General features: G+C 63.0%; 13 protein-coding genes and 1 tRNA gene. 7 read left to right on the top strand and 7 right to left on the bottom strand.

From position 1 onward, the window contains the following. The first annotated feature begins 16 nt into the window (after positions 1–16). Together topA and MHY24_RS09620 are read left to right on the top strand one after the other, a co-directional pair. Entirely contained in the window at positions 17–2,992 is a 2,976-nt protein-coding gene (topA, locus tag MHY24_RS09625; protein WP_239230234.1) for a type I DNA topoisomerase, read from the top strand. 18 nt (positions 2,993–3,010) lie between these two features. Next, positions 3,011–3,598, top strand: a complete 588-nt coding sequence (locus tag MHY24_RS09620; protein WP_239230232.1) for a hypothetical protein — start codon at positions 3,011–3,013, stop codon at positions 3,596–3,598. Here the strand turns inward: MHY24_RS09620 and MHY24_RS09615 are convergent. Together MHY24_RS09615 and MHY24_RS09610 are read right to left on the bottom strand one after the other, a co-directional pair. Continuing rightward, positions 3,542–4,786, bottom strand: coding sequence for a DUF418 domain-containing protein (locus MHY24_RS09615; RefSeq protein WP_239230220.1), 1,245 nt, complete (start codon positions 4,784–4,786; stop codon positions 3,542–3,544). The genes MHY24_RS09620 and MHY24_RS09615 overlap by 57 nt on opposite strands. A 12-nt stretch (positions 4,787–4,798) precedes the next feature. Next, positions 4,799–6,331 (bottom strand): adenylate/guanylate cyclase domain-containing protein, encoded by a 1,533-nt coding sequence (locus MHY24_RS09610; protein ID WP_239230209.1) that lies wholly within the window; start codon positions 6,329–6,331, stop codon positions 4,799–4,801. On the opposite strand from MHY24_RS09610, the gene MHY24_RS09605 reads away from it, so the two are divergent. Both MHY24_RS09605 and MHY24_RS09600 read left to right on the top strand, forming a co-directional pair. Then, on the top strand, positions 6,330–7,568 hold the full coding sequence (locus MHY24_RS09605) for a DNA polymerase III subunit delta' (protein ID WP_239230207.1): 1,239 nt from the start codon (positions 6,330–6,332) through the stop codon (positions 7,566–7,568). The two genes, MHY24_RS09610 and MHY24_RS09605, sit on opposite strands and share 2 nt — an antisense overlap. 76 nt (positions 7,569–7,644) lie before the next feature. Further along, positions 7,645–7,720, top strand: a tRNA-Thr gene (locus tag MHY24_RS09600). Positions 7,721–7,789: 69 nt separating this feature from the next. Here the strand turns inward: MHY24_RS09600 and MHY24_RS09595 are convergent. Beyond that, entirely contained in the window at positions 7,790–9,412 is a 1,623-nt protein-coding gene (locus tag MHY24_RS09595) for an AMP-binding protein (RefSeq protein ID WP_239230205.1), read from the bottom strand. Positions 9,413–9,563: 151 nt separating this feature from the next. Here MHY24_RS09595 and MHY24_RS09590 point away from each other — a divergent pair, with 151 nt between their 5' ends. The 3 genes from MHY24_RS09590 to MHY24_RS09580 are packed head-to-tail and all read left to right on the top strand — an operon-like array spanning position 9,564 to position 12,131. Next, complete coding sequence (locus MHY24_RS09590) at positions 9,564–10,379, top strand: GDSL-type esterase/lipase family protein (RefSeq protein WP_239230203.1); 816 nt, start codon at positions 9,564–9,566, stop codon at positions 10,377–10,379. Between the two features lie 52 nt (positions 10,380–10,431). Continuing rightward, positions 10,432–11,517 (top strand): S-(hydroxymethyl)mycothiol dehydrogenase, encoded by a 1,086-nt coding sequence (locus MHY24_RS09585; protein WP_200435940.1) that lies wholly within the window; start codon positions 10,432–10,434, stop codon positions 11,515–11,517. After that, positions 11,517–12,131 (top strand): MBL fold metallo-hydrolase, encoded by a 615-nt coding sequence (locus MHY24_RS09580; protein ID WP_239230201.1) that lies wholly within the window; start codon positions 11,517–11,519, stop codon positions 12,129–12,131. The genes MHY24_RS09585 and MHY24_RS09580 overlap by 1 nt, the downstream gene beginning before the upstream one ends. A gap of 21 nt (positions 12,132–12,152) precedes the next feature. Here the strand turns inward: MHY24_RS09580 and rfbA are convergent, their stop codons facing one another. Genes rfbA through MHY24_RS09560 form a run of 4 tightly spaced genes read right to left on the bottom strand, consistent with a single transcriptional unit; the run spans position 12,153 to position 16,898 of the window. Then, entirely contained in the window at positions 12,153–13,001 is an 849-nt protein-coding gene (rfbA, locus tag MHY24_RS09575; protein WP_239230199.1) for a glucose-1-phosphate thymidylyltransferase RfbA, read from the bottom strand. Next, positions 13,002–14,357, bottom strand: a complete 1,356-nt coding sequence (gene rfbD, locus MHY24_RS09570) for a dTDP-4-dehydrorhamnose reductase (RefSeq protein WP_239230197.1) — start codon at positions 14,355–14,357, stop codon at positions 13,002–13,004. 2 nt (positions 14,358–14,359) lie between these two features. After that, a complete protein-coding gene (gene rfbB, locus MHY24_RS09565) occupies positions 14,360–15,364 on the bottom strand; it encodes a dTDP-glucose 4,6-dehydratase (RefSeq protein ID WP_239230195.1) in 1,005 nt (334 codons plus the stop codon). A 55-nt stretch (positions 15,365–15,419) separates the two neighbouring features. Then, positions 15,420–16,898, bottom strand: a complete 1,479-nt coding sequence (locus tag MHY24_RS09560) for an HNH endonuclease signature motif containing protein (protein ID WP_239230193.1) — start codon at positions 16,896–16,898, stop codon at positions 15,420–15,422. Positions 16,899–17,016: the final 118 nt, after the last annotated feature.

The raw sequence follows: 17,016 nt of genomic DNA, 5'->3' as shown, positions 1-17,016 counted from the left end.
AAGGGATGAAGTCGAAGTGGCAGAAGCAGCCGGGCCGGGAAAGACCTTGGTGATCGTCGAGTCGGCGACGAAGGCGAAGAAGATTCAGCCTTACCTCGGAGATAACTACATCGTGGAGGCCTCCGTGGGTCATATCCGCGATCTTCCCCGTGGCGCTGCGGACGTGCCGGCTAAGTATAAGAAGGAATCCTGGGCGCGCCTCGGCGTGAATCCGGAAGATGACTTCGCTCCGCTGTATGTGGTGAGCCCCGATAAAAAGAAGAAGGTCGCGGACCTCAAGTCCAAGCTGAAGCAGTGCGACCAGCTCTACCTCGCAACAGACCCCGACCGCGAGGGCGAGGCCATCGCCTGGCACCTACTCGAGGTCCTCAAGCCCAAGGTGCCGGTGCGCCGCATGGTCTTTAACGAGATCACCAAGTCCGCGATCCTGGAGGCCGCGGACAATACTCGCGACCTGGATTACAACCTTATCGACGCCCAGGAAACCCGCCGCATCCTCGACCGCCTCTACGGCTATGAGGTCTCCCCGGTGCTGTGGAAGAAGGTCATGCCGCGGCTTTCTGCCGGCCGCGTGCAGTCGGTGGCCACCCGCGTCATCGTCGAGCGCGAGCGCGAGCGCATGGCGTTCATCCCGGCCGACTACTGGGACCTGGCCGCCACGCTAGATATCGGCGCTGCGGATGCGGACAACCCTGCTACTTTCGACGCCCGCCTCACGGCCGTCAATAGCAAGCGCGTGGCCTTGGGCCGCGACTTTGATGACCGCGGAAACGTCAAGAGCAAAGACGTCATCGTCATCACCGAGCCACAGGCTAAGGCGCTGGAAACCGCGCTGCGCGGTGCGGATATGCAGGTCGCTGGGGTCGAACACAAGCCCTATACGCGCAAGCCCTATGCGCCGTTTATGACCTCCACGCTGCAGCAGGAGGCCGGCCGCCGCCTGCACTTTACTTCTGAGCGCACCATGCGCATTGCGCAGCGACTGTACGAAAACGGCCACATTACTTATATGCGTACGGACTCCACTTCGCTGTCCAAGCAGGGCCTGTCCGCTGCGCGCAATTCCGCTACCAGTATCTATGGCGCAGAGTACGTCTCTGATTCCCCGCGCGTATATGACCGCAAGGTGAAAAACTCCCAGGAGGCTCACGAGGCCATCCGCCCGGCCGGCGAGTCCTTCGCTACCCCGGGCCAGCTCTCCGGCCAATTGGATGCGGAGGAGTTTAAGCTCTATGACCTGATTTGGAAGCGCACCGTCGCCTCCCAGATGGCCGATGCCAAGGGAACCTCGATGAAGGTCACCGTAGCCGGTACCGCCGCCACCGAAAAGGGCAGCTACGACGTGGAATTTTCCGCCACCGGCCGCACCATTACCTTCCCCGGCTTCCTGAAGGCCTACGGCGCGGACGACGCCAAGGGTGACAAGAAGGGCGAGACCCGCCTACCGCACTTGGAGGAGGGTCGCGCCCTGACCGCCAAGGAGGTCTCCGCCGAGGGCCACTCCACCAATCCGCCGGCGCGCTATACCGAAGCCAGCCTGGTAAAGAAGATGGAGGACCTGGGCATCGGCCGCCCGTCTACCTACGCGTCCATCATCAAGACCATCCAGGACCGCGGCTATGTGGTCTCGCGCGGCAATGCGCTGGTGCCTTCGTGGGTTGCCTTCGCCGTCGTAGGTCTGTTGGAGGAAAACTTCACCGAGTTGGTGGACTATGACTTCACCTCTTCCATGGAAGACGAGCTAGACCAGATTGCCACCGGTATCGAGGACGGCACTGCTTGGCTTAATGGCTTTTACTTTGGCAACGCCGAGGCCAACGAGCAGAAGGCGGCTTCCATTGCCCGTCACGGCGGCTTGAAGTCGCTTATCGACGTCAACCTGGAAGCCATCGACGCCCGCAAGGTCAACTCCCTGCGCCTCTACACCGACACCGAGGGCCGCGACGTCTTTGTCCGCGTAGGCCGCTACGGCCCGTATATTGAGCGCGCCGTTGGCACTAACGACGACGGCAGCATCGAGTATCAGCGCGCTAACCTGTCCGAAACCGTCACCCCAGATGGACTGAACGAGGAGCTGGCGGAAAAGCTTTTCGCCACCCCGCAAGGCGGCCGCGAGCTGGGTGAGAACCCAGAAAACGGCCGCATGATCGTGGCCAAGGAAGGTCGCTTCGGCCCGTATGTCACCGAGGTTGTCCGCGAGGATGAGCGGGAGAAGGCCGAGGGTGAGGCCGAGGAGATCGTCGCCAAGGAGCGCGCCGAGGAGGACAAGCAACGCGCCGAGGAAGGCAAGCGCGCCAAGAATTGGGAAACCAAGACGGCCGCGAAGCAGAAGGAAAAGCGCGTCAAGGAGTACATCGAGAACAAGCTCAAGCCGGGTACGGCTTCACTGTTTAGCTCCATGGAACCCTCCACCGTGACTTTGGAGGAGGCCCTCAAGCTGCTTTCCCTGCCGCGCGAGGTGGGCGAGGACGACGGCGTGATGATTACCGCGCAGAACGGCCGCTATGGCCCGTACCTGAAGAAGGGTACCGATTCGCGCTCGCTGGCTAAGGAAGAGCAGATCTTCACCGTCACCTTGGACGAGGCCCGCCGCATCTACGCCGAGCCGAAGCGTCGCGGCCGCGCAGCGGCTCAGCCGCCGATTAAGCAGCTGGGCGATAACGACGTCTCTGGCAAGCCCATGACCGTCAAGGACGGCCGCTTCGGCCCGTATGTCACCGATGGCACCACCAATGCCTCCCTGCGCCGCGGCGATGACCCGGAGCAGCTTACCGACGCCCGCGCGAACGAACTCCTTTCCGAGCGCCGCGCCAAGGAAGCTTCCGGCGAGACCAAGAAGAAGTCCACCAAGAAGTCCTCTAAGAAGACGACGAAGAAGAAGGCAACCAAGAAGGCCACCAAAAAGTCCACGAAGAAGGCTGGAAAGAAGGCGACTAAGAAGCCTTCGCCCGGCACGAAGAACGTGGTAAAGGCCGGCTCGCGCAAGAAGTAACCGCGTAAGGTGGCGGGCATGAACGATTTTCTTGTCCGCACCCGAGAAGGCGCCGCGGCTCTGTGGCGCGCCGTCACCGATATCAGTGCGCGGCCGCAGGTTCTGGCCTCGGTTCGCGAAGAGCCCGCCGTAGGCGCCGGAGTTGTAGCCGGAGCGATTGGCCAGGTGGAAAAAGTCCGCCGGCTGACCCGTCCTTCGGCGCTCGGCGTGGCGGCCGTAACAGCGAACCACGCCGCCTATGCGTGGAGCCTATATCGCCGCGGCGCGCGCAATGATGCCCTGGGCTGGGGCCTGCGCGCGGCCGCATGGGGCGCGGGCGTTGCCAGTACCCGTAGCCAGCCGACGTCCGCCGCAGTGGCAGTGGGTGGCGCGGCCGTGCTGGCCACCTCGGCACTGGCGGGCGACCCAGCGCTGCGCACCGACGCCGGCAAGGGCATGAGCCACGGCGCCAACCTGCTCGTCGCGGCCGAGGGGCTAACGGCCTTGCGTGCGGCGCTGCAGCAGCGAAAGCGCAAGGTGCGGCTAGTGCGCGCGGCCGAAGCCGGCACCTTAATTCTCGGCCACCTGCTGCTGATTGACGGCCTTAGCCGCACCCGAGCGCGGTAGCTGCGGCTGCATCGTCGGGCCATAAGACAAGCGGCGATGCACGGCCTCGAAGGGACCGCGGCGGCCGCCGGCCTCCAGCACGCAGGCAAAAATGAGCGTGGCCAGCCATACCGCGAAGGCTAGCGCGGCCTGGCCGAAGGCTCCCAGCTCGTGACCAAAGTTCAGCATGAATGGGTGCACGAGGCAGAAAAAGAGGATGGACTGGCCCACATAGCCGCTCATGGAGCGCTTGCCCAGCGCCGCGAAGGGCCACAGTACCGCGGGCAGCGGTGCACCGGCCGAGAGTCGCTCTTGTACTGGCTGCAGCACCAACGCGAGCCCGGCCAGGATGCCGGGGCCAGTGAAGACGCCGAGGAAGGAGTTGGCATTATTGGCCGCATTCGCCCAGCGCTGCTCGATGACCCCAAGCGTGCTCAAAGACCACAGGGCGCCGATTACCACGGTAATGACCACCGCGATGGCAACCCAGCGGAGGAGGGTGGGGCGGTGAGAGGGGACGTCGGCAAGCACGCCTCGGCGCGCCCACACAAAACCCACCAGCATGACGGGCAAGTACATCAGCACAATGATCGGCGTGGCCAAGGCCTGGCTGCCTAGGGTGACAAGCTGGCTGAGCAGCAAATCGGGGTAGGACTCGATGGTGCCGATGCCTTCCGTAGCCACCACGCCGAGGGGATCCAAGGCACCGGAAATAAAGGCCACAACCCCGCCCAGCGCGCACAGCGCAAACAGAATATAGGCAACGAGCATGAGGGTAGAATCCCGTTTGCGCAGCAGGAATGCGATGATAATTCCGGCCACGCCATAGAAGAACATAATGTCGCCCCAAAACAGCAGCACCAAGTGCACCGCGCCCATCACCGCCAAGAAGGCATAGCGCTTAGCGATGACCCCGCGCGCCGCCTGCACCGGAAACCCGCGCCGCCACAGACTCATCGCAATGAGCCCCACGCCAAAGCCGAGCAGGGTAGAAAACATGGGCAGGCCGCGGTTGTGGACAAAGAAGGCGCCAAAGACGACGGCCGCCTTATCCCACGCGCTGCCATCGATGATGCCGCCGAAATAGCTGCCCTGCCGGTCGGTGGTGATGATCCATGCCGTGGTCATATTGGCCATGGCGATGCCTAGAAGGGCCATGCCGCGTGCCACATCGGGCACGATCATGCGGGGCCGGGAAGCTGAGCTCACTGAAAAACCTCGTTATACCTCGGAACGTTCTGCCAGGGTAGCGCGGATAGGGCGAGCCAGCTGGGTCATGCGGTGACGCCCGCGCAGCTCAATGGATTTCATCATAGTCCAGCGGGCCTGCTCGGCCTCGTTAGCGGTCTTGAGTGTGGCGGCATTGGTGAGCACTTGGCCCGGGGTGTCCTTGGCCAGCTCGGTCAGGCGCGCGGCTTCATTCACAGCATCTCCAATGACGGTGTATTCGAAGCGGTCCGCACCACCGATATGCCCGGCGACGACGTGTCCTGCGGCCACCCCGATGCCGGCTTGCAGTTCCAGCCCACGCAATTCACTGCGCAGCTCCCGGGCGGCCTGTAGCGCCACAGAGGTGGAATCATAAACGTTGAGCGGGGCGCCAAAGACAGCCAGGGCGGCATCACCCTGGAATTTATTAATAATTCCTTTATTGCGGTGCACCACCTCGATGACGTGCTCGAAGAACTTATTGAGTTCCTCCACCACCTCCTCGGGGGAGTGGTTGACGGCGAAGGTGGTGGAACCGATGACGTCAATAAAAAGCACCGCCACCTTGCGATCCTCTCCGCCTAATTCTGGGCGTTCCTCCAGCGCACGTTGGGCCACCTCGCTGCCGACGTAGCGGCCGAAAATATCGCGCACGCGGTTGCGCTCCCGCAGGCCACGCATCATTTCGTTGAAGCCGGCCTGCAGCACGCCTAGCTCGGAACCATCATAGATATCGACCTCTGCATTAGTATCGCCGCGGCGCACCCGGTTAATGGCGTCTTGGAGCTCCACGATCGGGTCCACTACGCTCATCACCGCGAAGCTAGTACCGATAAAACCGGTGGCCAGGGCGGTAAGTGCCAGGGCTGTGATGGCGGGAACCAGGTCTCCTGCGGTGCCGGAGAAGAGCCCGGTGCGCTGGGCGATGAGCACGAGCAAGATGCCCACCAGCGGCACGCCGGAGGTCATCAGCCAGGTCGAAATGAGGCGGTACTTGATGGGCGGCTCCAGGGTGGCATCCTCGAAGCGGCGCGCCACCGCCTGGGCGGCCACTGGGCGCACGAGGCGCTCGGCCTGCAGGTAAGTCAAGATGACCACCACGAGGCCGGCCAGGGTGGCGGACACGCCCACGACGAGCCCGAGGCGGCCGGATTCCCGGCCGGAAATCACCACGGCCAGGATGATGCCGATGAGCCACACCGCGGCCGCCACCACGGATTGGTAGACGGGGATGCGCAGCACCAGGTTGCGCACCATATTCGGATCATGCTCGTTCGGGTTGCGCTGCCAGTCCAGCACCGGGCGGAAAAGCAGCAGGGTGACGGCGATGCCGATGACCACCGCAAAGATGAGGTACACCGCGGCGACGCCCATCAGGCTGGGCAGCTCGGCGGCAAAGTCCTTAATCTCCGGCATCGGCAAGAAATAGAGGACAAAGGTCATAATCGCGATGGCGCCGATGAGGTTCGCGCCAAGGACTAAGGCGGCGTAGACCGGCCATTGGGTACCCATGAGCCATCGTGCGCCGCGCAGTAGTCTGTTCATGCTTTCATACTTTAGTAAGACCAGTAGGCTAGGGCGAGTGAATACCGGAAGCGTTGCGCAAAGATTGGCAGATACCCCAGGTGTGGCCCGCACTATCCTGGGCGCCGCCCGGGCAGCTCGGGGGATGCCGGGGGCAGACCCGCGGGCGATGAGCCATTCCTGGCTATTTACCGGCCCGCCGGGCTCCGGCCGTTCCTTGGCCGCGATCGATTTTGCGGCCGCGCTCATGTGTACGGACCCAGAGGAACCGGGCTGCGGCCGGTGCGAGGCCTGCCGCGCGGTGCTGGAGACCAAACAGCACACCGATCTGGTCCTCGTGGATCCGCAGGAGGTCATCATTCCCGTGGATACGGTGCGCGAGGTTATCGGCCGCGCGGCGAGCCTGCCCACGGTGGCGCCCTGGCGCGTGGTGATCTTTAATAACGCTGACCGCCTCAACAATAACGGTGCGAATGCCCTGCTCAAGACGGTGGAGGAGCCGCCGGCGCGCACCGTGATCATCATGTGCGCTCCTTCCGACGCCCCCGAGGACTTCTCCCAGACCCTCCGCTCACGCTGCCGGCACCTCTACATTCCCTCCCCGTCGGTGGAGAGCATTACCGCCCAGTTGGTTAGCGAGGGCGCCTCGGATCACGACGCCCACTTGGCCGCCCTTACCTCCCTCCGCCACGTCGGCCGGGCGCGGCGCCTGGTCAACGATCCGGCGGTGCAAAAACGCCGCGCGGTGGCCATCAACTTGGCAGAGGAAGTCTTCCACGGCTCCCAGGGCTTCCAGGCGGTGACCTCGCTGCTGAAGCTGGTGGACGCGGAGGCGAAGGACTCGCACAAGGAACAAGAAGAGGCCGAGCTGGCGAAGTTGGAACAAGCCCTCGGCGTGGGTGCGAAGGGCAAAGGTGCGGCCAAGGCGCAGCGCGACGCCCGCTCCGCCATCAAGGATCTGCAGGACCAGCACAAGAAGCGGGCGAAGCGCCGCGTGATCGACAACCTGGACCTCGTGCTTGTTGATCTCTCCGGCGTCTACCGCGATGCACTCATGCAGAAGGTGGGCGCGCAGGTGGAACTCACCCACCCGGATTTTGCTGGACTTTCTGGTGAGATCGCGCAGCGCGTGAGCGAGGAAGGCCTGCTGGACTGCCAGGCGGCCATTACGCTGTGCCGCGAGCAGCTGACCCAAAACGTCGGCACGCAGATTGCCTTCGACGGGTTGGTGGGCCGCCTGCGCCGCGCGTGCCTGTAGGTGGGGCCCGATTTCTATTCCGCGGCGCCCCTAGGTTAAACTCTCTCTTGCTGCACTGGCGCATGCCGAGCAGCGCGCCGCCTTAGCTCAGTCGGTAGAGCATTTCACTCGTAATGAAAAGGTCGCGAGTTCGATTCTCGCAGGCGGCTCCACAGAGGCCGCAGGTGTATAGCCTGCGGCCTTTCGCAGTTTTGGGGAAAGCGCGTTGTGGGGGCGGCGCGCTAAGCCTCGCTGTCGTTATTAAGCAGGCGCGGGACCACCTTGCCGGTGGCGTTGCGCGGGAGCTTGGCCAGGAAGTGCACGTCGCGCGGCACGGAGTGATCGGCAAGCTTGGTGCGGACCCAGTCGCGGATAGCGTCGGCGGTGAGGGCCTTTCCGGCGGCGTCGGCAGTAGGCACCGCCCACACAGCGATGCGCTGGAAGGTCTCGCTATCCTCTACGCCGCCGGCATGCACCTCGTGGATTCCCGGCATTGCCTCAAGGACCTCGGTGACGGACTGCGGGTGGACGTTTTCGCCGCCGACGATGATCATGTCATCGGCGCGGCCCACCACGTGCAGGAAGTCGTGCTCGTCGATGTAGCCCAAGTCTCCAATAGAGATGAGCCCGTCTACCTTATTGAGCCGCAGGTTTGGGTTGGTGTAACCGGTCATTGCGGTGGAGTTGGTGAGGTAGATCTCTCCCACCTCGCCGCGCGGAACCGGGTGGCCCTCCTTATCGAGGATGCGCAACTTCGTGCCGGAGGCCACGCGCCCGGCGATGGTGGGGTTGGCGGCCACCTGATCCATGGTGGCGGTCGTCGCGAGCGCGAGCTCGGTGGATCCGTAGACGTTGCACAGGATGGCGCCGAAGCGCTCATTGGTCTCCTTGACCACCTCCGGGGTCAGCGCATTGCCGGCCGAGGCGATAAATTTCAGGCTCGAGGTATCGAACTCGCCGGCTGGATCCCGCTCTACCAAGCGCTTGAAAAAGATGGGGGAGGAAATCATGCCATCGAGGCGGTAGCGCTGGACGTCGTCAAGCACCTGCTCCGCGTCGAATACGCGGCGGGTGACGATGGTATTGCGCAGGCCCAGTGCAATATTGATGCAGGCCCAGCCCCAGGTGTGAAAAATGGAGGCGGTGAGCTGTAGGCGCTGGTCGGCGCGCCACGGAATCGTATCCACGATGGATGCCAGCACCACCGGCAGGGTCGGCTCCGGCCGCACAATGCCCTTCGGAATGCCGGTGGTGCCGGAGGACATGAGCACAATCGGGCCGTGCTTGGGGAAGCGCGGCAGCTGCACGGCCGGTGGGTTCTTCACAATTTTATCCAGCTTCGGTAGATCGCTTGCGCCCGTATCGTGCGCGATGATGACCGGGATATCGGTGTCCACGCGGTCGATGAATTCATCATCCACCACGAGCACGTTGATGCCGTTTTCCTCGATACAGCCGGCCAGCTGCTCCGGGGAGGAGCCCACGTTGAGCAGATAAATAGAAGCGCCCACATAGCCCTTGGCGCCGAGCGGAATGATGATGCCGCGGCCATTGCGCGCCATGACGCCGAGGCGGATCTCGGGCAGGTCCAGCGAGCGGAGGTAGCGGGCGAAGCCCTGCGTGTGGGTGCGCAGCTGGCGGTAGGTGAGGGTGCCGTCGTCGTCGATAAGCGCCAAGCGCTCCGGGCAGGCGAGGCAGCCCTGTTCGATCTCGCGCGCGGTGGTGAAGCGGTAGCGGGCCAGGTTCGGCAGGAGATTGAGCTGGGCCTTCGCGCCGCCTTGGTGGCTGACGAGTCCAGCGTTAAGAAGCGCCGGAACGAACCGGCCGAGGGCTGCGGCGTGGAATTTGAAATCAGAGAAATTCACGGTTGGGATAGCTCCAAATAGGCGAAGATAACAAAAAGGTAACCATGGACGATATCGTGAGAGAGGCGCGCGGTGTTGCCGCCAACTCGAATTATGTTACAGAAGTGACTACAGTTATCTGAAGTTACTGGTGTTTCTAGAAAAGGATCTCATGAAATCTCTGCAGCTGAAAGTTCTCTCCGTGGTGGCTTCTGCGCTGACCGTGCTGAGTGCGGTGGCCGCGCCGCAGGCCACCGCCGCGGAGCGCAACCTAGTAGCCTTCGGTGATTCCGTCCTCGCGGATCCAGATGCTGGCTCCTATTTTGCCCACCGCTACGACCGCTCCAAGGGCGTTGGCGTAGACTGCCCGACCTCCAATAACTACGCCAAGCGCGCGGGTGCGAAGCTGCGCCTTACCGTACGGGACTTCTCCTGCTCTGGCGCAGTGTCCATGTCCCATGGTCCGCAGATTTTCCAGCAGGTGGATGCGGCCCTGCGCACTGGCGCGCTAACCCCGGCCACTAACCGCGTGGTCATCACCACTGGTTTTAATGACACCTACAACCACCGCGATATGAGCCTGCCGCAGATTCGCAAGCAGTTCGCGGACCGCACCGCCCCGCAGATCGAGCGCATTAAGCGCGCTGCCCCGAACGCTCGCGTCCAGATCGTGGGATACCCCACCATCGGCACCGGCCCTTATTACTGCCTCTTCCACTTCGGTCCGCGCCCGGCCGATTCCACCTTCCTGCCGGGCATCCAAGACTTTGAGAATAAGGCGCAGTGGATGCAGGTGGACTTGGCGGCGCGTACCGGCGTGCAGTTCTTGGATATGAAGCCTTCCACCCGCAATAACGGCATGTGCGCCGATGCAAACCAGCGCATGTGGGCTGGTCTGGTGGACTTTACTGCTGGTGACGGCAACCTGCCCATCCATATGAACCAGCGTGGCCACGAGCATGCGGCCAACGTCATCGCCCGCTCTTAAAAAGAGTTTTCAATAATGCGCCGGTTTTGAAAATATCGGTACGCTCGGGCGCATGACTGTAAAAGCTGTTATCGCCCGTTCCAAGGGTGCGGAAGTCGAAACCGTCAACATTGTCGTTCCTGACCCCGGCCCTAACGATGTCATCGTGCGCGTCCAGGCCTGCGGTGTGTGCCACACCGACCTTGCTTACCGCGATGGCGATATTGAAGACGCCTTCCCTTTCCTGCTCGGCCACGAGGCCGCAGGCGTAGTAGAGACCGTAGGTTCTGCGGTCACCCACGTGGAGGAAGGCGACTTCGTCATTTTGAACTGGCGCGCCGTGTGCGGCGAGTGCCGCGCCTGCAAGAAGGGCGAGCCAAAGTACTGCTTCAATACCCACAACGCCTCCAAGAAGATGACCCTCGAGGACGGCACCGAGCTCACCCCTGCGCTGGGCATCGGTTCCTTCGCTGAGAAGACCCTGGTCCACGAGGGCCAGTGCACCAAGGTAGAAGACACCGACCCGGCTGCCGCTGGCCTGCTGGGCTGCGGCATCATGGCGGGCCTCGGCGCGGCCGTGAACACCGGCGATATCCAGCTCGGCGAGTCCGTCGCTGTCTTTGGTTGCGGCGGCGTTGGCATGGCTGCCATTGCGGGTGCCAAGCTGGCGAGCGCGGCCAAGATCATCGCCGTGGACATCGACGAGTCCAAGCTGGAAACCGCTCGCGAGTTCGGCGCGACCGACACCATCTGCTCCAAGGATCTCTCGGAGCAGGAGGTTATTGACGCGGTCCGCGAGCTCACCGGCGGCTTCGGTACCGACGTGTCCATCGACGCCGTGGGCATCCAGCCCACCTGGCGCCAGGCCTTCTACTCCCGCGACCACGCCGGCCGCATGGTCATGGTGGGCGTGCCGAACCTCACCGACCACGTGGACATTCCGGCCATCGACCTCTACGGCCGCGGCGGTTCCATTAAGCCTGCGTGGTACGGCGATTGCCTCCCAGAGCGCGATTTCCCCGCCTACGTAGCGCTGTCCAAGGCCGGCAACTTCCCGCTGGACAAGTTCGTCTCCGAGCGCATTGCGCTTGACGACGTCGAGCAGGCCTTTACCACCATGAAGTCCGGCAAGGTTCTGCGTTCGGTGGTGGAGTTCTAATGCGTATCGATAGCACGGTTACTTCTGGCAAGTTCCGCCTCGATGGCGGCGAGTGGGACGTGGACAATAACGTCTACGTCGTGGGCGATAACTCCAGCGTGTACGTGGTGGACCCCTCCCACGATCTGGATGCGGTAGCAGAGCTCGTTGGCGACCGCCGCGTGGAAGGCATCTTGCTCACCCACGCGCACAATGACCACTGCGAGCTCGCCCCCGAGGCCGCCAAGCGCTTCGATACCGAGGTCTACCTGCACCCGGACGATGACATGCTGTGGCAGGAGTCCAATGGCGATGCTCCATACACGCCATTGGCGGACCGCGGTCAGTTCGATATTGGCGGCGAGAAGATCACGGTCTACCACACCCCGGGCCACTCGCCGGGCTGCGTGGTGCTGCACGTGGGCGAGACGCTGCTGTCGGGCGATACGCTCTTCAACGGCGGCCCCGGCGCCACCGGCCGCAAGTACTCCGACTTCGATGTGATCATCGAGTCGCTGAAGAACGTCGTCTTCACCCTGCCGGAGGACACCAAGGTCCTGCCAGGGCATGGCGACGCCACCACGGTGGGCGCGGAGGCCGCGCGCATCGACGAATACATCGAGCGCGGTTACTAACCGCTGCGTGCTAGTACGCCTCTAGTACGCCCGCAGGTACTCGCCGTAGCCGGACTTAAGCAACGGCTCGGCGAGTTTTTCTAGCTGGGTGCGGTCGATGAAGCCGGCGTCGAAGGCGGCCACTTCTGGTGAGCCAATAACGATGCCGGTGCGTTTTTGCATCACTTCGACGTAGGCGGAGGCCTCGCTCATCGAGTCCACCGTTCCCGTGTCGAGCCACACGCTGCCGCGGTGCAGGCGCTGGACACTGAGCTCGCCGCGGCGCAGGTACTCCTCGTTTACCGCCGTGATCTCCAGTTCACCGCGGCCGCTGGGTTCGATGCCCTTGGCTATCTCCACGACGGAGTTGTCATAAAAGTACAAGCCCACCACCGCGTGGTTCGACCGCGGCACTTCCGGCTTTTCCTCGATGCTGAGCGCATGGCCGGCGGCGTCGAATTCCACGACACCATAGCGCTGCGGATCCGAGACCTCGTAGGCGAAGATGATGCCGCCCTCCGGATCTTGGCAGTGGGCGAGCTCGCCGCCGAAGCCGTGGAAGATATTATCGCCGAGCACCAGCGCGACGCTGTCGTCTCCAATAAACTTCTCGCCGATCAAAAAGGCCTGCGCGAGCCCCTCTGGTCGCGGTTGGACCGCGTAATCGATCATCACCCCAAGCTGCGATCCATCGCCAAACAGTCGCTGGAAGGCCCCCGCATCCTCCGGGGTGGTGATGATGAGGATTTCCCGAATACCCGCCTGAATGAGCGTGGTGAGCGGGTAATAAATCATCGGCTTGTCATAAATGGGCATGAGCTGCTTCGAGATGCCCTTGGTAATCGGGTAGAGCCGCGTGCCGGAACCGCCGGCCAGGATGATGCCTTTCATTTAATCCTCCGGGTACAGCGCCAAGTACAGGGCAAGGGCCGCGCGCCAATTCTGCGGCTTGAAGCCCGTAGCCTCGATTTTATCTAGCGCAAGCGTCGACTCCTTAGGGCGCGGCGCCTCTGGGCCCGCGATCTCGCGGTACTGCTCGGTGCTTACCGGAGTGACCTCGGCCGGGTCGTGGCCGAGCCCGATGAACACGGCCATGGCAATCTCATCGCGGCCCACGGTATCGCCCGAGTTAGAGAGGTTATACACGCCGTAGTCCGCGCCAGAGTCGAGTAGGTGGACGATGCCCTTGGCCAAGTCCTCAGCAAACGTGGGCCGCCCGCGCTGGTCATGGATGACCTTCGGCTCCACTCCCTTATTGGCCAGCCGGCGCATGGTGGACATGAAATTCTCGCCCTCGCCGAACACCCACGAGGTGCGGATGACGTAGTGCTGCGGCGCGGTCTGCGCGGCGGTATCGCCCGCGGCTTTCGACGACCCGTATGCACTCAGCGGCGACGGTAGCTCCTCCTCGGAGTGGACCTCGCTCGCCCCATCGAAGATATAGTCGCTCGACACATGCACCAGCGTGAGTTGGTTCTCCGCGGCGATGCGCGCCAGCCGTGCGGGCGCTTCCGCATTGACGGCCCAGGCGGCGGCGCGGTCGTTTTCGGCACCGTTGACGTCGTTATACGCCGCGCAATTGATGATGGCGGAGTACTGCTTCCAATTCCGTTCTGGTGGGTCGGTGATATCGAAGTCGGCGTGGGTACACAATTCAGCATCGGCAAGCAGGCGCTTCAACGCCCGCCCCAACTGCCCGTTCGCGCCTGTGACGAGGATGCGCCGGGCGGGCATCGGGCTCACGTCTTTAAGAGCGGGGTGCTGCTTGTCCTTCTCCGAAATCTCGGTGGGCTCTAGCGGCCAGTCGACGATGTTGAGGTTCACCGCGGCGTAGCGAGCTTCGGCCGACCAGTGCTCATTCACCAGGTAGCAGTAGGAGGTTTCCTCCAGAGCTTGAAAGCCATTGGCGACGCCCCGTGGGACAAACACCGCAGTCTCCGGCCCTACCTCGTGGGTGACGACCTCGCCAAAGCTATCTGACCCCTCGCGCAAGTCGCACCATGCGCCGAAAATCTTGCCCTGCGCCACCGAGACGAGCTTGTCCCACGGCTCAGCGTGCAGGCCGCGCGTCGCACCGGCGTGGTTGAAAGAGATATTGTTCTGCACCGGCTGGAAGCTCGCGAGCTCGGGCGCGAGGCCGGTGAATTTTTCGCGTTGCCAATTCTCCTTGAACCAGCCGCGGTTATCGCCGTGCACGTCGAGGTCGATGATGAGCAGCCCCGGGATGGCGGTTTCGGTAATACGCATATCTACTGTCCTTGCTGCTTGTAGCGGGCTTCCACGTTTTCTTTCTCGGGCTTCCACCAGCCTTCGTTATCGCGATACCACGCGATGGTGTCTTCGAGACCGGCGCGGATATCCGTGAACCGCGGGGTCCATCCCAGCTCGCGACGCAGCTTGGCGGCGTCCATGGCATAACGCTGGTCGTGGCCGGGGCGGTCCGCCACGTGCTCATAAAGTGCGCGCCCATTGCGGGTGTGGCCCATGATTTCGCAGATCAGCTCAATGACCTGCTTATTATTAATATCTTCCTGGTCCGCGCCGATATTGTAGGTCTCGCCGATGCGGCCCCGCTCGAGGATGGCGAGCACCGCTTCGTTGTGGTCATCGACGTGGATCCAATCGCGCACCTGCTCGCCCGTGCCATAGAGCTTGGGCGTGTGTCCAGAGAGGATATTGGTGATTTGGCGGGGAATGAACTTCTCGATGTGCTGGTAAGGCCCGTAATTATTGGAGCAGTTTGAGATGGTGGCTCGCAGTCCGAAGGAACGCACCCATGCCCGCACGAGGTGGTCAGACCCCGCCTTGGTGGCTGAGTAGGGGCTGGAGGGAGCGTAGGCGGTGTCCTCAGTAAACTTGGTGTCTGCCCCGATTTCCAGATCTCCGAAAACCTCGTCAGTGGAGACATGGTGGAGGCGGGTATCGTGCTTCCGGCAGGCTTCCAGAAGGGTGAATGTGCCTACGAGGTTCGTGTGGATGAAGGGCGAGGGGTCGCGCAAAGAATTGTCGTTATGGGACTCGGCGGCAAAATGAACCACTACATCGGCAGCGGCGACGAGCGGTTCTACGGTGGCGGGATCGGCGATATCCCCCTCCACGAGGTCAATATCGAGACCGGCGAGGTTGGCGCGGTTTCCGGCGTAGGTCAGTTTATCGAGCACCGTAACGCGGGTATCGGGGCGCGCCTGGCATATTAGGCGCACGAAATTGGCGCCGATAAAACCGGCGCCGCCAGTGACGAGCATCGTTTGCATGGTTATCCAGTGTAGGGCAGTCGGGCGCGCGGCTGTGGCAGGCCGCGGGCCCCGGTCAGGCCGCGCCCGGAGGTGAGGGCGGTGGCGAAGGCGGATCGGTGAGCCTGCGGGCCGGGGCTTGTTCCGCGGCGGGGTGGTCGTTGACCTCCACGGTCGGCGATAAGCCGTTGGTGTGGGCGGCTCGGTATCCTACCCGGCCCGTGTCGGGGTCTCGTTCGGCGTGTCCCATTCCGTTGCGGCCATCGCGGTAGTCGTTATTGTCCACGTGGTGCCGGCGACACAACAGAGTGAGGTTCTTGAGGTCGGTGGCGCCACCGTGAGACCAGGCTTGGAGATGGTGGACGTCGCAGTCCTGCCACGGGCGGTTGCATTCTGGGTGTGTGCAGACGAGCTCGGAGGCTGCGAGGGCGAGCTTCTGCCAGAGGGACGCGGTGCGCTTGGTGCGGCCAAGCTCGAGGGGGAAGCCCTTGTCGTCCACAGCGCAGAAGAAATCGTGCCGCGCGCCGCCGAGGCGAAGGAGGTCGAGCGGGGTGAGCTCGATGCCGGTGCTGGTAGCGAAACGGGTATCTCCGCCCATCGCTTCTAGCTCCTCCAAGGTAGTGGCGACGAAGAAGGAGCCGAGACCGTCGGAGTTCTTTTGGGTGGCGGAAAGATAGCTGGATAGCGCAGCGGTTAATTGGTCCGCCATGCGCTGGGCATAGGTGCGGGTATCGTCCTCGGCACTGAGATCCGCGCTGCCCTTATTCTTGGCGGGCGCGAAGGCGCTGGCGAGGATGGCAGCTGCGGAGGCATCGAGATAGCCGGAGATGTGCACGCCGCCATCAGCATCTTGGCGGGAGATACTAAAGCGGCGTTTGCGGGTAGCGGCGTGCGGATCGGGCTCGCCGGCTGGGTTGAGAGCGTGCTTATTCGCTTTGCGGATGGCCTTGCGCAGCCACTCGCGCAGGGAATCGAAGGAACGACGCTTGGCCTGCTCGAGAGCCTGGTTGCGCAGTTCGCTCGGGCCGGGGATGGCGTACTTGCTGAGGCTGCGCAGCTCGTTTTCGATGAGGTTGAGGATGCGCTCGGGGATAGGATCTTCCTCAAAGAGCTTCTTGCGGCGCTTCTCCTCCTCGCGGCGCTCGCGGTCAGCGCGGCGGCGGGATTCCTCTTCGGCTCGGGCGCGTGCGGCATCGTCCGCATCGGGGTCCGCAGGGGGAGTGGGCTCCGGATCGGGGATGGGTGCGAAGAGGTTGCGTCCATTGCGGAGGCGGGCGGCGGCCTCGGCATCGGTAAGGCCTAGGCGCGTGGTCAGGTAGTCCTTGGCCTTGGAAGAACCAACGCGGCGGCCGGCGTCATCCCGCTCCGCGATGAAAGCGAAGGCGGCGTCGATGGTGGACTTATTGCCTAGCGCCCGCTCCAAGTGTTCGAAATGCGAATGAAGAAGCTCGAAGGACAGATCGGAGGGATCCTGCATGAGGCTGCGCAGCTGGGTGAGCCCAGTGGCAACCTGTGCGATGGCGGAGTCTATCTCCGCGTGCTTGGTGGTCTGCATGTTCCCTCCCTTCCTTTTCGTTTACATGTTCTATATTACCCAGATAAAACACCCCGTCAACAGGATAGAAGGGATTGGTCAATAGATTAGACATTCCCCAAACAAACGCAGGCAAAAC

It is taken from the genome of Corynebacterium sp. ACRPQ (assembly GCF_022347225.1).
GTDB lineage: Bacteria > Actinomycetota > Actinomycetes > Mycobacteriales > Mycobacteriaceae > Corynebacterium > Corynebacterium tuberculostearicum_D.
This window is presented reverse-complemented; position numbering and strand designations above follow the sequence as displayed.

What these genes read in the sequence shown, in the direction of transcription:
- MHY24_RS09620 (WP_239230232.1), top strand. Translation starts at nt 3,011, where the DNA reads ATGAACGATTTTCTTGTCCGCACCCGAGAAGGCGCCGCGGCTCTGTGG.
- MHY24_RS09605 (WP_239230207.1), top strand. Translation starts at nt 6,330, where the DNA reads ATGCTTTCATACTTTAGTAAGACCAGTAGGCTAGGGCGAGTGAATACC.
- MHY24_RS09610 (WP_239230209.1), bottom strand. Translation starts at nt 6,331, where the DNA reads ATGAACAGACTACTGCGCGGCGCACGATGGCTCATGGGTACCCAATGG.
- MHY24_RS09590 (WP_239230203.1), top strand. Translation starts at nt 9,564, where the DNA reads ATGAAATCTCTGCAGCTGAAAGTTCTCTCCGTGGTGGCTTCTGCGCTG.
- MHY24_RS09585 (WP_200435940.1), top strand. Translation starts at nt 10,432, where the DNA reads ATGACTGTAAAAGCTGTTATCGCCCGTTCCAAGGGTGCGGAAGTCGAA.
- MHY24_RS09580 (WP_239230201.1), top strand. Translation starts at nt 11,517, where the DNA reads ATGCGTATCGATAGCACGGTTACTTCTGGCAAGTTCCGCCTCGATGGC.
- rfbA (WP_239230199.1), bottom strand. Translation starts at nt 13,001, where the DNA reads ATGAAAGGCATCATCCTGGCCGGCGGTTCCGGCACGCGGCTCTACCCG.
- rfbD (WP_239230197.1), bottom strand. Translation starts at nt 14,357, where the DNA reads ATGCGTATTACCGAAACCGCCATCCCGGGGCTGCTCATCATCGACCTC.
- rfbB (WP_239230195.1), bottom strand. Translation starts at nt 15,364, where the DNA reads ATGCAAACGATGCTCGTCACTGGCGGCGCCGGTTTTATCGGCGCCAAT.
- MHY24_RS09560 (WP_239230193.1), bottom strand. Translation starts at nt 16,898, where the DNA reads ATGCAGACCACCAAGCACGCGGAGATAGACTCCGCCATCGCACAGGTT.